Source organism: Candidatus Methylomirabilota bacterium (genome assembly GCA_036002485.1).
Taxonomy (GTDB): domain Bacteria; phylum Methylomirabilota; class Methylomirabilia; order Rokubacteriales; family CSP1-6; genus AR37.
Map to the genome: position 1 here is coordinate 1 of DASYTI010000006.1, position 15026 is coordinate 15026.

Consider the following 15026-nt stretch of genomic DNA (forward strand, 5'->3'; position numbering starts at 1 on the left):
GGGGCTCACCACGGTGACCCGGGCGCCCGCCGCGAGCAGGCCTTCCACCTTGCCCTCGCCCACGGAGCCGCCGCCCACCACCAGGCAGGCGTGGCCCCGCAGATCGAGCGAGACGGGATAGTACTCCGTCACTTGGGCTGCTGCGTCAGGCGGAGATAGGGCTTGAGCGCCTTCCACCCGTTGGGGAACTTGGCCTCGGAGCTCTCGGCGGTGAAGTCCGGTGCGGTGTTGCCCAGTCGCAATGACATCTCGTCTCTCCTCTTGTTCGGTGTCTGGTCAGCGGTGTTCAGCCTTCGAGGCCATGGGGAGTCCGCGCCTGCGCGACGTCGCGCGCCACGGCCTCCACCACCTCGCCGGCCAGGATGGTGCGGATCTCCTCGTCGGTGCGCGCGGCGCAGAACTGCCGGAAGTTGTCGCCGTTCCGCCGCTCGGCCAGGTAGACGCGGAGCAGCCGCTCGATGGCCGCGGGCACCTCGGTGGCCGCCGTGCGATAGCCAACGGGTCGCGCGGTCGCCTGATGCGCGCCCACCGCGCCGCCGACGCAGAAGTAGTAGGCGTCGACCATCTGCCCGTCGACCTTGGTCTTCTTGCCCTCGAGGCCGATATCGGCGATCCAGTGCTGGCCGCAGCTATTGGGACAGCCGGTGACGTGGATCTTCAGATGCTGCTCGAAGCCCGGCAGTCGCGCTTCAAGATCGTTCACGAGGTGGCGCGCGAAGCCCTTGGTCTCCGTGAGGGCGATCTTGCAGAACTCGGTGCCCGTGCAGGCGATGGTACCCCGCCAGAAGGGTGAGCCCTCGAGGCGGAGCCCCAGGGTCTCGATCTCGCGCCCCAGCTCGTCGGCGCGGCTCCTGGGCACGTTCAGGACGAGGAGGTTCTGCATCCCCGTGGTCCGCAAGTCGCCCGAGCCATAGCGCAGGGCGAGGGCGGCGAGGGCCCGGAGCTGAGCGGCCTGGAGCCGGCCCCGCAGCACCGCGATGCCCACATAGGCGAAGCCGTCCTGCTTCTGCGCGTGGATGCCCACGTGATCGCGGTAGATGTCGTCGGGCGGAACCTCGGGCACGGCCGGCTCGAGCTTCTCGCCCAGCCGGCGCTCGAGCTCTGCCTGGAAGCGCTCGGCCGTCCAGCCGTGCTGGAGAAAGAGGAACTTGAGCCGGGCCTTCTCGCGGTTCTGGCGGAGGACATCACTGTCGCGGAAGAGCTCGGTGACACCTTTGACCACGGCCAGCGCCTGATGCCAGGGGACGAACGCGTCGAGGCGCGGGGCGAGGTGGGGATCGGTGGAGAGCCCTCCGCCCACGCGCAGCGAGAAGCCGGCGAGACCCGTGTACGGATGGCGCAGTGCCGTGAGGGCGACGTCATTGATCTCGGGATACGAGCACCAGACGCGGCAGCCCGTGATGGAGACCTTGTACTTGCGCGGCAGATTGTAGAAGTCAGGGCTGCCGTTCAGCATGTCCGTGGCGGCTTGGGCGAGCGGGGAGGCGTCAGCGATCTCGTCGGCGTCCACACCGGCCACCGGGCAGCCGGTGACATTGCGCGTGACGTCCCCGCAGGAGCCGAGCGTCGTGATGCCGACCCCGGAAAGCGCCCGGATGATGGTCGGCAAATCCTCGATCCGCACCCAGTGGAGCTGTATGTTCTGGCGAACGGTGATGTCCGCCACCCCACGGGCGTAGCGCTCGGCGACATCGGCAATGGTCGAGAGCTGGAGCGAAGTCAGGAGACCGTTCGGGATGCGGATGCGAAGCATGAGATACGGCACCGCCTTGCCTTCGCCGCCCTTGCCTCCTACCGCGCCCACTCCGTCACCCTGCGTGTAGATACCCCACCAGCGGAAATACGTGTTGAGCCACTCGGGCGGGATGGAGTCCCAGCCCTCGCGGCTGAAGCGCTCGATCTCGGCATAGGCAGCCCAAGGGTTGATCGCCGCTTTGAGCCGCTCGGCCCTCTGCGCCTTGGTTTCCTTCACTGTCTCAGCCACTTGCGCCTCCCCAAGGGTCCTCGAACCTGGCTCTAACCGGTGTGGAGACAAATAGTGCCTAACTCTATCGGAATTGTCAAGAATACCTCCAGAGGGAAGCAGGAAGACAAGGCTTCCTTTAAGGAGGACTCCCGGGGGCATACCCCAGGCGGTGGGAGGTCGCCACCAGGAACAGCACCCAGCTCACGAGGATGGCGAGCGGCGCGGCGCCGAAAGGAATCATGTAGGCGCCGGTCAGATCGTAGAGAAACCCGGCCGCGGCAGGACCCAGCGCGGCCCCGCACCGCCATCCCACGCCAAGCACGCCCATGATGGCGCCGATGGCCCGCACGCCGAAGACGTCGGGGACCACCTGCGCGACCATGGTGTCCGTCGTCGCGAAGCCCGCGCCGAGCGCCACCAATGAGCCAAGCAGGCCCTCGCGCGAAGGCGCGAGGAGAAGGGCGACCAGCCCCAGCGTCTGTATTGCGCAGCCGACACACATGGTGCCGCGCGTGCCGATCCGATCGGACACCGCGCCCGTGACGAGGCGCCCGGCCACCGAGCCGATGCCATAGGCCGTGAGCGCGAACGACGCGCCGGCCAGGCTGATCCCCTGATCACGAGCAAAGGGCACGATGTGAACGGAGAGCATCAAGCCGACGCCACCGAGCAGCAGCCAGGCGACGTTCAGGCACCACAGCCGCGGATCGACCAGGGCTTGCCCGAGCGTGGCGCCAGATCTGATGCCAGGGCCGGCACCGTCATGCGGGTGTGCGAACGTTGCGCCGGCGCTCCGTTCCTCCCCCCGAAGCGCGGCCGCCTCGGATGCGCGAGGGAGCCGCACCGTCAGCGCGGCCAGCATGGTCACGAGCCCGCTGCCGCAGCCGAGCAGCGCATAGGCCCAGCGCCACTCGACCTTGGTGATGAGCCACGCCGCCAGAGGGCCGCCTGAGATGTATCCGAGATTGAACCCAACCAGGACCAGGGCCAGCGCCATGCCGCGGCGCCCCTCGAACCAGCGTGTCACCGTCGACGCGGCGAGCAGGTAGAAGCTCGACATGCCCACCCCGCCCAGAATTCCCACGTAGAGATAGAGCTGCCACAGCGCGTCCACCGTGGAGACGAGGGCGAAGGCGGCCCCGGCTGCGGTCACCGTGAGGACGAGCACGAGACGCGGACCGCGACGATCCGCGATCGCCCCGATGGGAAAGGCCGCCAGACCGCCGAGGAGCAGGTTGAGGGAGAGGGCGGACGAGATGGCGCCGCGGCTCCACCCGAACTCTTCGGCGAGGACGGGAAGGAAAACACCGTAGGCTGCGAGGGGCGTCGAGATGCCGTAGGTCACGACGAAAAGCGCCGCGACGACCAGCCAGCGACGGGCGTCCGGACGCGTCCGCAGACTGCCCATTCGGGCCAAGCGCTCGTTCCGCCGCGCTCAGCCGCGGGAGAGCTTCCGGCCTATCCGCGTCTCGATCACATGCGTGACGGCCGAGAAGTCCTCCTTGCCCCAGCCGCCGTCCACCGCCTCGTCGTAGGTGCGCTTGGTCTCTTCCAGGATGGGCGTGGGGACCCTGGACGCCTTGGCCAGGGCCAGGGCCAGTCCCGCATCCTTGCGCATGAGCTCGCACATGAAGGTGGGCGAGAACTCGCCGTCGAAGATCCGCTTGGCGCGCCGCTCGAAGTACGTGCCATAGGCCATGCCGCCGCCCTTGCGTACCACGTCGTAGAACGTATCCGACTCCACGCCCGACTGCACGCAGACGGCTAGGGCCTCGGCCACCGCGACGGCCGTCACGGCCACCAGGCCATTGTGGATGAGCTTGACCCGATTGCCCATGCCCGGGCCGCCCACGAACATGTGGAGCTTGCCCATGATGTCGAGGTAAGGCGCGATGCGCTCGACCGCGGCCTGATCGCCGCCCACGATGAAAAAGATCTCGCCCGACACGGCCTGAGGCTGCGAGCCCAGCATGGGCGTGTCCATGTGCGTGATGCCCTTGGGCAGGAGCGCGCGGCCCACCTCGAGCGTGACTTCCGGGCTCACGGTGGAGCAGTCGCAGGTGACGAGCCCCGCCTTGCCGCCCGCGGCGATGCCGCCGGCCCCGAGATAGACCGTGCGCACCACGTCGTCATTGGGCAGGCAGGTGAAGATCACAGAGGCCCGGGCCGCGACTTCCGAGGGCGAGGGGACGACGGTGACGCCCGCGAGCTTGCCGGCCGCGGCCGTCGCGGAAGCACTCGCGTCATTGACAACCAGCTCCACGCCAGCTTTGGCGAGATTGGCCGTCATGGGCATGCCCATGGTGCCCAATCCGATGAATCCGACGATGTCGCTCATGCGATGCCCCTTTGCATGGTCAGGCGTGGGTCGTCATGTGATGCGGCGGGCCCGTCGCTCTCGTCGGAACCGTAGGGGCTCGCGCGGTACGTGTCAAGGGCGTGCCCGGGAGTACAATTCGGAGAGCGAGTCCACGAGAGGAGAACCGCGATGAGAAAGTGGCCGGCCTGGACCCTGCTTGCCTGGTACTACGTCGCGTACGGCATGGGCGGTCCCTACCCGCCTCAGCTCTTCGGACCATTCATCAGCGAGGAGCAGTGCGTGGCTCAGGCCGCCGACTGGTCGGCGCGAGGCGTTTCCTCCGTCTGTCTCAAGTCGGAAATCCAGGGCCTGCCGAGCTATGGCGGGGCGATCGTCTACCCGTCCGCGCCAGGCCGGACCCCGACGGGCACTGCCGCGCCCGCGCCGTCCGGCAAGACCCCACTCATGTCGCCGGTTCAACCGATGAAGAAGTAGGCGCGAGACGCGGATGAATCAGGTGACCCGCGAGTACCACTACCGCGTGGACCGCGAGGGCCGGATCTATCACGATGGCACGGAGATCGTGGACCCGGCGACCCTCCGCTTCTTTCTGCTCGCCCTCACGCGCACCCCGGAGGGGCGATGGCTCGCCGTCTGTCAGGGCGAGCGCAACTGGTTCGAGTCCGAGGGCAGGCGGCCCGAGGATACCCCGTTCATCGTCCAACGACTGCGCCTGACCGTCGAGAGCGGTCGGCTGCGCGCGGTCGAGCTCTGCCTGGCCGGCGACTATCGCGAGCCGCTCGATCCCGCCACCCTGGAGCAGGATGGCGAGCGCCTCTTCTGCGCGGTGCGGCGCGGCGCCTTCCGCGCCCGCTTCGGCCACCGCGCCATGCAGCAGCTCGCCCCGTATCTCAGCGAGGGGCCCGACGGCCCCGCCCTCGCCCTCGACGGCCGGCGCCATGCGCTCCCGCGCGCCGCTTCCGCCACTCCGCGGCCTCGAACGTGAAGTGGGCGACCCGGACGGTCTTGTAGTCCGACATGCCATCGTGGACGAAACCCACCTTCTCGAGGACGCGCCGCGAGGCAAGGTTCTCCGGAAAGGTCACAGCCACGAGACGAGGCAGACCCACCTGATCGAACGCATAGCTCACGAGCGCCGTGGCGGCTTCGGTGGCCCGCCCGCCGCCCCACGAGGCACGGGCCAGCCGGTACGCGAGCTCGATATCGTCGCCGTCTGGCATGCGGACAAGCGCGGCGACGCCGTGGAAGGCGCCGTCGGCCTTGTCCTCGATCAGCCACCAGCCGAGCGCGCCGTGATCCGCGGCGATGCGATCACGCACGCGCGCCACGATCTCCTCGGGGGTGCCCCCGCGGCTCCCGATATAGCGCATCACCTCCGGATCGCTGTCCAGGGTCACGAACAGCGTCTCGTCGGCGGCGCACAGGCGGCGCAGGCGCAGCCGCCTTGTGTCGAGCATGAGACGGAAGCCCGCGAGTCTACCCGAACAAGACTCAGGCGCCGAGCTTGCCTGCCTGCTCGAGCAGAGCCTCCGCGCTGCTGACCTCGAACTTGCCGGGCGCCTCGAGGTTGAAGGCCTTGACGACTCCGTCGTCCACGAGCATCGAGTAGCGCTGGGAGCGAACCCCCATGCCGCGGGCCACCAGGTCGAACTCGAGCCCCAGGGCCTTCGTATAGGCGGCGCTGCCGTCGGCCATCATCCGCACCTTGTTCTTGGCCCCCTGCTCCTTGCCCCAGGCGCCCATGACGAAGGCGTCGTTGACCGCGACGCACCAGATCTCGTCCACCTTCTTGGCCTTGAGCTTGTCCGCGTTGGCGACATAGCCCGGGACATGCTTGGCCGAACAGGTGGGCGTGAAGGCGCCAGGCACCCCGAAGATGGCGATGCGCTTCCCCTTCACCATCTCTTCCACGGGGAAGGCATTGGGGCCGACCGTGCAGCCCGGCCGCTCTTCCTCGACGAACTCGTAGAGCTGTCCGGCAGGCAGCTTGTCTCCGACTTTGATGGCCATGAAAGTCTCCTTTTCGGTGAGGGATCGACAGCGGACCGTCATTCTAGCACGCGGCGCGAGGGGCGGGACGGCGGAGCAGCTCGCCAAGCAGATCAAGGAGATCTTTGCCCTGCGTGGATGGAGCGCGGCCAAGCCCGCCAAGTGGCCGGTTCCCGCCGCGCATCTCTTCGGCCGCGGCGCGCATCAGAATGCCGAGGAGACCTGACATGAACCCAACCGAGAACCATGTGACGTCGGATCCCGCCGTGATCCATCTCACCCAGGCGAACTTCGACGAGGCGCTGGTCGGAGCCGAGGGCGTCCTGCTCGTGGACTTCTGGGCCGAATGGTGCGGTCCGTGCCGCGCCATCGCGCCCGTGCTCGAGGAGCTCGCGCGCTCGTCCGGGGGCCGGGTGCGGCTCGCCAAGGTCAACGTGGACGAGCAGCCCGGCCTGGCCGCCCGCTACGGCATCCGCTCCATCCCCACCATCCTCTTCGTCAAGGACGGCGAGGTCCGCGACCAGGTCGTGGGCGCGGTGCCGAAGGCGCAGATCCAGGCCAAGCTCGAGGCACTGCTGACGTAGTTCGCTCGGAGCGTAGTCAAACCGACCCCCCTCACCCTGCCCTCTCCCCCACTGGGGGAGAGGGATACAGGGGTCCTGATCATTCGTTATCGAGCTAGGCCAAGGGTTCGCTTGGCAGTTAGCCTTTGAGGCCGGTCATCACCGCCGCCTGCACTACCCACTTCTGCAAGATCACGAAGATCAGGAGAATCGGCAGGACGCTCAGCACGGCGGCGGCCGTCACCAGGTTGTACTCGATGAAGTACATGTTGGTGAAGCCGATCAGCCCCATGGTCACCGTCTTCATGGACGGCGAGTTCACCACCACGAGGGGCCAGAAGAACTCGTTCCACGTCCACATGAACTTGATGATGGCCAAGGTGGCCAGGGCCGGCGTCACCGCGGGCAGGATCACGCGCCAGAAGATGCCCCACTCGCCACAGCCGTCGATCCGCGCGGCTGCGATGTAGTCGTCCGGCACCGCCTCGATGGCCTGGCGCATGAGGAAAACGCCGAAGACGCTGACCAGGTCGGGGGCGAGGATGCCGAGGTACGTGTCGAGAAGGCCCAGCCGGCTCACCCAGAGATAGAGCGGCACCACCACGGACTGAAACGGCACCATCAAGATGCCGATGATGGCGAAGAAGAACACGGAGTGCCCCGGAAATCTGAACTTGGCGAAGCCGTAGCCGGCGAGAGCAGACACGACCAGGCTGCTCATGGCTGACACGGTGGCGAGGAGCGCGCTGTTGAGGAGGAACCGACTGAACGGCGCGCGGCGGAATACCTCGCGGTAATTCTCGAGGTTGCCCCAATGATCGGGGGCGAGCTGGAGCGGCACGCGCTGGATCTCGGGCGGGGTCTTGAGCGACGTGAGGGCGATCCACACGAAGGGGAAGATCACCGTGAGCGCGCCGGCCGCGACGAGGGCGGCGGTCAGCCAGCGGGCGAGGGGAACGGACCTTGCCCCGGCCCCTCTCAATAGTCCACCGGCCTGCGGAAGATCCGCCACTGCAGGAGCGTCACCACGAGCAGCACCCCGAAGACAAACACGGCCATGACCGAGGCTTCGCCCAGGCGGAAGTACTTGAAGGCGGTGTCGTAGAGGAGCGGGATGATCGTCTGGCTGGCCCCGGCGGGCCCTCCCTGTGTCGTGGCATAGACCTGGTCGAAGATCTTGAAGTTGAAGATGAGCTCGAGGATGCACACCATCACGACCTGGGGGTTCAGGAGGGGCAGGGTGACGTGCCAGAGCTGCTGACGCGCGCTCGCGCCGTCCATGGCCGCCGCCTCGTAGTACTCCCCGGGGATCGCCTGGAGCGCGGCGAGGAAGATCATGGTGTCGAAGCCCAGCCTCACCCACACGTTGACCGCAGCCAGCGAGGGCAACACCTGGTTGAGGCTCTGCAGCCATTTCTGGGGCGGCAGCCCGACAAGGGCGAGGGCGTGGTTGAGCACGCCGTAGACGGGCTCGTAGAGCCACTGCCAGATGAGGGCGGCCGCCACCAGCGAGACGGCGAAGGGGACGAAGTACATGGCGGCCCACAGGCTCCGCCAGCGCAGGGTCAGGCGGTCCAGCCCGAGCGCCACGGCCAGGGCGAGCACCACGGTGGAGGGCACGGACAGGGCGAGGAGCTTGATGGTGGTCTTGACGCTGTTCCAGAAGACCGGATCGGTGAACACGCGCTCGTAGAGACCGAAGCCCATGAACCGGCTGGCTCCGCCCGGCAGCGTCCGGTAGAAGGATCCGATGAGGGACTCGACAAGCGGGATGAAGTACACGCACGCGAAGTAGGCCACGGCGGGCAGGACGAAGAGAAAGCCCGCCCGCCGCTGGCGGTCCATGTACGTGCGGGGAAACGCGAGGCGCGTCCACGCAGACAGCTGAAACAGGCCCCTCTGACTCCTCCCGAATCCCTCTTCCCCATCGGGGGAGAGGGTAGGGTGAGGGGGCGAGTCTTTCGGCACGCCTAGTCTTTCAGGATCCGGTCCATCCGGGCCGCGGCCTCGTCGAGCGACGGCTTGGGCTGGCCCTTCCCGTAGAGCACGCCAACCACCGCCTCCCCGAACGCCGTGGCCAGCTCGTTCGACTTGGGATGGTAGTAGTTCGGCGGCACGGGCTGCGCGAGCATCTCGCGGGTCGAGGCATAGTCGGGACGGCCCTTCACGTAGGGCGTCTCCAGATTCACCGTCCACACGGGCAGGATGCCCTGGAGCTGGTGCTGCTCGAGGTCGTCCTTGGCGTTGCTGATGAAGCGCAGGAAATCCCACACGACCTGCTTGTGGGGGCTGTTCTTGTAGACGAGATTGCTCCACGGGAAGAGATTGCCCGCGCCGGGGCAGGCCTTGGCGCAGGGCAGCGCGTAGACTTTGAAGGCGACGTCGGGCGCGTTCTTCTTGAGCCAGCCGAAGTACCACGATTCGCGGAAGATCACCCCCGCGCGCTTCTGGCCGAAGGTTTCTTCCGGATTGCCGAAGGCGAGGCTCGCCACCTTGTCCTTCGTCACCAGGTCGCCGTAGAAGTGAAGCGCGGCCACCATCTCGGGGCCGTTGGCGAAGCCGGTGGCGCGGTCGAGTCCGGGGCTGAGCATCCGCGCGCCGAAGGCATGGGCGAAGGGCAGGAACTTGTCCGTGATCCCCACCGGATGGCCCTTGTGCCGGAGGGCGAAGCCCACCTGCGTGGGCTCGCCCTTGGCGTCGTACACCGACAGCTTCTTCATCGCGGCCAGCCACTCGTCGAGCGTCTTCGGAGGCTTGTCGGGATTGAGCCCGGCCTTCTTGAACAGCTCCACGTCGATGTACATCTGCTGGAAGTTGCCGTGCTCGATCGGGATGCCGTACGTCGCCCCCTTGAATTGCCCCACGGGGAGCATGTACTTGGGCAGGTTCTCGCTCCAGGTCTTCTCGAGATCGGCGGGCATCTTGTCGCAGAAGTCGTACTGGCCGCACCACTGGTGCACGATGCCGTTGAAGAAGTCCGGGGCGCCGGACTTTCCCACGAGGGCGGCCAGGTACTTGGCCTCGTAGCCCTGGTACGGAATGGTCACCACCTCGACCTCGTAGCCGCTCTTCTTTGCGAACTCCTTGCCCTTGGTCTCGTACCACTTGTTGAACTCGGGATTCTGCTCCCAGTGAGTCCAGTAGACGATCTTCTTGGCCTGGGCGGGCGCCCGGTCGGGGGCGGTCACCGCCAGAAGCCCCGCCACTGCGAGCGCTGCTATCCCTCCACCGATCACACGTCGCATAAGTCCGCTCCTTTGCGTGTTGGGAACCGAGCCGCTCGGGCACGCGTCCGAGCCGCGCCATTATGGCCTCTCTCCACTCTGAACGGAAGCACGACCGCAGGTGTCGGGCTCATCTGCGACAATCGACATCCTGGGCTTGACTCTCCCCTTGGGTGGAGGCTTTAGCATGCGAGCGATGACGAATGGCGACAATGGGCACCTGGCTCACCTGATGACGATCGGTGAAGTTTCCCGTCGCTCTGGCTTCACGATCAGGACGCTGCGGTTTTATGAGCGGCGAGGGGTGTTGCCGCCGACGGCTCGCCGCCCGAGCGGGTACCGCTTGTACGGCGACGTCGACCTTCGCCGGCTCGCCTTCATCCGGCAGGCCAAGGCGCTCGGCCTCACCCTCGATGCGATTCGCGAGCTGGTCGTGGCGGCCAGGCAACGGAACGGCACCCCCACGCGTGCCCGCCTGCTCCGGATGCTCGACGAGCGGATCACTCAGACGACGCTGCAGATCGAGACGCTGACCGGTCTTCGGAAGGAGCTGCACCGCCGACGCCGGGCCCTTCGACTGCGGCCGCGACCCAGTCGTGAACGCGGATACTGCACCTGTCTTCAGAAGCCACCGCTCGCCCGGTAGGCGACGGAGGGCCGGCCCTGCGCGATTCTCTGGGAGTGCTCGCGGCGGCATTCCTCTTCAGTCTCGGACAAGGGGTGCTTCGCCCTTCGCTCCCGCTGTATCTGCGACAGTTCTTCGGCGCGAGTTACCGGATGGTGACGCTCATCCCTGTCGTGTTCAGCGCCGGCAAGTGGGTCACCAGCTTGCCGACCGGGTACTTGTACGACCGCGTGGGCCGCACCCGCGTGATGGTGGCCGGCCTCGTCGTGATTGCCGCGTGCGATGTCGCGTCGGTCGCCATTGTTCAGTACAGCACGTTCCTGGCTGCGCGGGCCGTCGCCGGCGCGGGCTGGGCGATGTTCGCCACGGTGGCGACGACCACCATGGTCCGGGGCGCCGGAGGGCGCGGCCGCGCGATCAGTCTGCTCCTCATGGCGGAGACGCTGGGAGTCCTGCTCGGAAGCACGATCGGCGGGTGGCTGTACCAGGATGCCGGGACGGCAACCCCGTTCCTCTTCGAAGCGGGTTGCATGCTAGTTGCCGCCGCGGTCGTCGGATGGTCTGGCCCGCCGTCGCCTGAGCGCCGCGCGGACACCGTTGACTGGCGCGCCCTCCGGAGCGTCATCCGGATCCCGGGCGTGACGCTGACCAGCCTGACCAATGCCACGCTCATGGGCATCCAGACCGGGGTGGTCGTGTTCCTCTTTCCGCTCTACCTGGTTGAGCGCGGATCCGTCTCCCCGCAGACGGTGGGGCTTCTCATCGCCCTCAGCGTGCTGGGCCGCCTGCTCGCGCTCTGGGTTGGGGGCGGCGTGTCGGACCGCCGCGATCGGATGTCCGTGCTCGCACGCACCCTTCTGGGCTTCGGCCTCGTGCTGGGAAGTCTCGGGCTCGTGACGAATCCATGGCTGCTGGGGGTATGGAGCCTGCTGATCGGAGCAGGCGCGGGGTTCACCGCCGGCCTCCCCACCACGATCATCGGAGATCGCGTGGATCCCGCCCTCCACGGTATCGCCATCGGCTGGCTGCGCACGGTAACGGACGCCGGCATGATGGTCGGGCCGCTGCTCATGGGCCCGCTCGCGGATACTTTCGGCCTCGCCGCTCCGTTCCTCGCCGCGGGGATCATCACGTGCGCGCTGGCGTGGGCGTGCCATCGTCACGCGGCGACGGCGACATGAAGATTCTCCTGATGACCGCGCACCCGGACGACGCCGACATCATGGCCGGCGGGACCGTGGCCCGCTGGCTCGATGAGGGCCATGAGGTCTGCTCGGCGATCTTCACGCACGGCGAGAAGGGGCACGACGACCCGAGCATGACGCCTGAGCGAGTCTCCGCGATGCGCGAGGCCGAGCAGCGTGCCGCCGCCGCCGTCCTCGGCGGACCGCGGTTGATCTTCTTTGATTTCGTCGATGGGGAGCTCAGCTGGGCAGGTCCGGCTCTCGCCGAGGCGGCGACTCGGCTGATGCGGGAGGAGCGCCCTGAGGTAATCGTGACGCATGATCCCTTCGGGGGAGCGCCCGGATATCGCGAGCCCCAGCTTCACCCCGACCACCGGGCCGTGGGCACCGCCGTGGTCGACGCATGCTACTTCCGCGCACCGGGTCCGCTCTACTACCCCGCCCAGGGAGCCTCGGGGCTCGCCCCGCACCGCGTGCGCGAGGTTCTTCTCATCATGAGCGACCATGCCGATCACGTCGTCGACATCTCGAGCACTCTCGATCGGAAGGTGCGCGCGGTGCGCGAGCACGCGAGTCAGTTCGGCCGGCACCCCGACCTCGAGGGATTTCTCCGGGGTATGGCAACGCGCGCGGGCCAGCGCTTTGGCGTGCCGCTTGCTGAGAGCTTCAAGCGGCTCACGCTATCGTAGCGGCCCCCTGATCTACTCAGCCCTCGCCTCGTGACTGCGTCGCTCAGCTCGAACTGCGGCCTTCTCCCCCGATGGGGGAGAGGGATCTTGTCGGTTCTGCCGCGCGCCAGCTAGTAGCGGTTGGCGATGGGCAGCTCTTCGGCGGGGAACAGCGTGATGATCTGGGCGCCCTTGGGCGTCACGATCACCTCTTCCTCGATGCGCGCCGCCGAGATGCCGTCGGTGGCCGGGCAATAGGTCTCGACGGCGAAGACCATCCCCTCCTTGAGCTCCATGGGGTCGTCGAGGGAGTTCAGCCGCGAGATGATCGGCCGCTCGTGAAGCCCCAGGCCGAGGCCGTGGCAGAAGTTGAGCCCGAAGGCCGCCATCTCGCTCTCGAAGCCGATCTCCGACGCCTTGGGGAAGCACTTGGCAATGCGCTCCGTGCTGACGCCGGGCTTGATCAGCTCGATGGCGCTGTCCATCCACTCGCGCGCTTTCTTGTAGGCGCTGTGCTGGGCGGCCGTGGCGCGCCCCACGCTGAAGGTGCGGTAGTAGCAGGTGCGATAGCCCACGAAGGACTGGATGATGTCGAAATAGGCCTGGTCGCCGGGCCGGAGCATGCGGTCCGTGAAGTTGTGCGGATGCGGCGAGCAGCGCTCACCCGAGATCGCGTTGATGGCCTCCACGCAGTCCGAGCCCATCTCGTAGAGCCGCTTGTTGGCCAGGGCCACGATCTCGTTCTCGCGGATGCCGGGCTTGAGCGCCTCGAAGATGTCCTGGTAGACGCCGTCGCCCATGGCCGCGGCCATGTTGAGCAGGCTCAGCTCGTCGGTGTTCTTGATGACGCGCGCCTCGAGCATGACCTGCTGGCCGTCGCGGACCGTGATCCCCTCCTTCTGGAGCGCGAAGAGGAAGGGCGGCTCCACGACGTCGATGCCCACGGGCATGTCCGCCACGCCCTCGCGCGTCAGGATCTCCTTGATCTCCCGCGCGGCCTGCTCGAAGAGTCCCGCCGTCGGGGGGACGGCGCCCCGCATCCCGACCATCCCCGCCCGGCAATGATCAGGCAAGAGCCACGGCGCGTAGAGGCGATGATGCCGCGCGGCCGAGCCGAAGTCCCAGACCCACGGCTCGCCGGGGCCCGTGAGCAGGCAGTAACGGATCAGCTTGTCGCGCGCCCACTCGCCGATGACCGTGCCGGAGATGTAGCGGATATTGTGCTGGTCGAACACGAGGAGCGCCCCCAGCCCAGAGCGCGCGAGGGCCTGACGCGTCCGGCCGATTCGATACGCGTGCAGGCGGCGGAAGTCCACGCGCTCCTCGAAATCCACCTGCATGCGGCCCGGCGCCTGGATGGGCCGGTCCCAGCGGTGGTGCGGGTCGAGCGCGTCAGGCGTAGCGTCCTTCACTTCGCGAGCGGGCGGCTTCTTGGCCATGTCGCCTCCTGAAATGCGCGGCTCAGGGCACTGGGGCAATTTACTTCGCCATACTTCGTTGCGAGCGGGCCGGCAACCCTCAACGTACGTTCAACTCAGCCCTCGCCTCGCGGCTGCGCCCCTCAGCTCGAACACCCACGTACGCCTCGGGCTGCCGGCCCGCTCGCGCGTGGCCGTTCGAGCTGAGGGCCCCGCCCGAGGCGAGGGCTGAGTTGATCTGGCTCGCAACTTGCCCCAGTGCCTGTGCCCAAATTGACCCACTATCCGGCTCAGAATACCGCGAGGGGATTCGCCGGGGAGCCCGTGCCGCCGATGACGTTGAGCGGCGCGATCACCAGCATGAAGTCGTCGCGCTTCTCCTCGACACACGCCTTGGCCAGCGGCTCCAGAAGGGCATTGTCCAGCAGGGCCGTGCCGTAGGCAAAGAGGCAGGCGTGCACGGCCCACGGGATGTCGTAGCCGATGGGCTGATGATCGAGCATGTCCCAGACGAGCACGCTCACGTCGTGGTCTCGCAGGAAGGGCAGGCACGAGACGTGGAGCCCCGGCCTGGCCAGGGGCGGGCCGAAAGGCCGGCCATACGGCGTCTCGGGATTGGCGGCCTGCCACGCCTCGCGGCCGGCATAGACGCAGATGGCGTCGCCCGGCTCCAGTGTGATGCCGCGCGCCACCAGGATGTCTTCGAGCTCCCAGCCGTGAATCGGCGAGTCCTGGGTCACTGACGGGACACCCCGATGTCGTGGCACGTCCAGCATGATCCCTCGGGTGATGATGCCCTCGGCCCAGTGCTCGATGGAGCCCCAGGTGGCGCCGTCGAAGGTGATCTCCTTCTTCGGGTCGCGCCCGTTCCACATGGCGTCGTCGTCCCAGGTATGGCAGAGCGCGTCGATGTGGGTGGAGGCGACGCCGTGGTAGTAGATGCCGTAGTAGTCGGCCGCGAAGGCGCCCTTGCCGCGCGCGTGCGTGCGCATGTAGTGCTGCGCGGGCAGCGCGTTGTTCATGCCCGGGTCCTTGGGGAAGGGCCGGCTCAGCGAGATGGAGCGCCCGG

At 67.5% G+C, this 15026-nt stretch carries 18 protein-coding genes; 7 read left to right on the forward strand and 11 right to left on the reverse strand.

What is annotated here, in order from left to right; all coding sequences use genetic code 11:
• The 4 genes from VGT00_00960 to VGT00_00975 all read right to left on the reverse strand — a co-directional run.
• A partial coding sequence (locus VGT00_00960; GenBank protein HEV8529967.1) for an NAD(P)-dependent oxidoreductase occupies window positions 1-132 on the reverse strand: 132 nt, incomplete at its 3' end.
• Window positions 133-286: 154 nt separating this feature from the next.
• On the reverse strand, window positions 287-1984 hold the full coding sequence (locus VGT00_00965) for a nitrite/sulfite reductase (GenBank protein HEV8529968.1): 1698 nt from the start codon (window positions 1982-1984) through the stop codon (window positions 287-289).
• A 118-nt stretch (window positions 1985-2102) separates the two neighbouring features.
• Window positions 2103-3374 carry an MFS transporter gene (locus tag VGT00_00970; GenBank protein ID HEV8529969.1) on the reverse strand — a complete coding sequence of 424 codons (1272 nt, stop codon included), beginning with the start codon at window positions 3372-3374 and terminating at the stop codon, window positions 2103-2105.
• A 27-nt stretch (window positions 3375-3401) separates the two neighbouring features.
• Window positions 3402-4304, reverse strand: a complete 903-nt coding sequence (locus tag VGT00_00975) for an NAD(P)-dependent oxidoreductase (GenBank protein HEV8529970.1) — start codon at window positions 4302-4304, stop codon at window positions 3402-3404.
• A gap of 150 nt (window positions 4305-4454) precedes the next feature.
• Here VGT00_00975 and VGT00_00980 point away from each other — a divergent pair, with 150 nt between their 5' ends.
• Together VGT00_00980 and VGT00_00985 are read left to right on the forward strand one after the other, a co-directional pair.
• Window positions 4455-4760, forward strand: a complete 306-nt coding sequence (locus VGT00_00980; GenBank protein ID HEV8529971.1) for a hypothetical protein — start codon at window positions 4455-4457, stop codon at window positions 4758-4760.
• A 13-nt stretch (window positions 4761-4773) separates the two neighbouring features.
• Entirely contained in the window at window positions 4774-5271 is a 498-nt protein-coding gene (locus tag VGT00_00985; GenBank protein ID HEV8529972.1) for a hypothetical protein, read from the forward strand.
• Here the strand turns inward: VGT00_00985 and VGT00_00990 are convergent.
• Together VGT00_00990 and VGT00_00995 are read right to left on the reverse strand one after the other, a co-directional pair.
• The gene (locus tag VGT00_00990; GenBank protein HEV8529973.1) at window positions 5177-5743 is read right to left on the reverse strand and encodes a GNAT family N-acetyltransferase; all 567 of its coding nucleotides are present in this window, start codon (window positions 5741-5743) and stop codon (window positions 5177-5179) included. The two genes, VGT00_00985 and VGT00_00990, sit on opposite strands and share 95 nt — an antisense overlap.
• Window positions 5744-5777: 34 nt before the next feature.
• Entirely contained in the window at window positions 5778-6296 is a 519-nt protein-coding gene (locus tag VGT00_00995; GenBank protein ID HEV8529974.1) for a peroxiredoxin, read from the reverse strand.
• On the opposite strand from VGT00_00995, the gene VGT00_01000 reads away from it, so the two are divergent.
• Complete coding sequence (locus VGT00_01000; GenBank protein HEV8529975.1) at window positions 6295-6501, forward strand: hypothetical protein; 207 nt, start codon at window positions 6295-6297, stop codon at window positions 6499-6501. The genes VGT00_00995 and VGT00_01000 overlap by 2 nt on opposite strands.
• A gap of 1 nt (window position 6502) precedes the next feature.
• Window positions 6503-6859: a thioredoxin gene (gene trxA, locus VGT00_01005; protein HEV8529976.1), complete on the forward strand. Its 357-nt coding sequence runs from the start codon at window positions 6503-6505 to the stop codon at window positions 6857-6859.
• Window positions 6860-6977: 118 nt separating this feature from the next.
• Here trxA and VGT00_01010 read toward each other — a convergent pair whose 3' ends face one another.
• From VGT00_01010 to VGT00_01020, 3 genes are all read right to left on the reverse strand, one after another.
• Entirely contained in the window at window positions 6978-7850 is an 873-nt protein-coding gene (locus tag VGT00_01010; protein HEV8529977.1) for a carbohydrate ABC transporter permease, read from the reverse strand.
• Window positions 7817-8683 (reverse strand): sugar ABC transporter permease, encoded by an 867-nt coding sequence (locus VGT00_01015; protein ID HEV8529978.1) that lies wholly within the window; start codon window positions 8681-8683, stop codon window positions 7817-7819. The genes VGT00_01010 and VGT00_01015 overlap by 34 nt, the downstream gene beginning before the upstream one ends.
• A 125-nt stretch (window positions 8684-8808) precedes the next feature.
• Complete coding sequence (locus VGT00_01020) at window positions 8809-10044, reverse strand: extracellular solute-binding protein (GenBank protein ID HEV8529979.1); 1236 nt, start codon at window positions 10042-10044, stop codon at window positions 8809-8811.
• Window positions 10045-10249: 205 nt separating this feature from the next.
• Between VGT00_01020 and VGT00_01025 the strand changes: the two genes are divergently transcribed.
• The 3 genes from VGT00_01025 to VGT00_01035 are packed head-to-tail and all read left to right on the forward strand — an operon-like array spanning window position 10250 to window position 12560.
• Window positions 10250-10708 carry a MerR family transcriptional regulator gene (locus tag VGT00_01025; protein HEV8529980.1) on the forward strand — a complete coding sequence of 153 codons (459 nt, stop codon included), beginning with the start codon at window positions 10250-10252 and terminating at the stop codon, window positions 10706-10708.
• Window positions 10709-10743: 35 nt separating this feature from the next.
• Window positions 10744-11868 (forward strand): MFS transporter, encoded by a 1125-nt coding sequence (locus VGT00_01030; GenBank protein ID HEV8529981.1) that lies wholly within the window; start codon window positions 10744-10746, stop codon window positions 11866-11868.
• Window positions 11865-12560, forward strand: coding sequence for a PIG-L deacetylase family protein (locus VGT00_01035; protein HEV8529982.1), 696 nt, complete (start codon window positions 11865-11867; stop codon window positions 12558-12560). Before VGT00_01030 ends, VGT00_01035 begins: the two co-directional genes overlap by 4 nt.
• Window positions 12561-12670: 110 nt before the next feature.
• On the opposite strand, the gene VGT00_01040 is transcribed toward VGT00_01035, so the two are convergent.
• Window positions 12671-13978: a Xaa-Pro peptidase family protein gene (locus tag VGT00_01040; protein HEV8529983.1), complete on the reverse strand. Its 1308-nt coding sequence runs from the start codon at window positions 13976-13978 to the stop codon at window positions 12671-12673.
• Window positions 13979-14247: 269 nt separating this feature from the next.
• The coding region (locus tag VGT00_01045; protein HEV8529984.1) for a cyclase family protein at window positions 14248-15026 on the reverse strand (779 nt) is incomplete at its 5' end.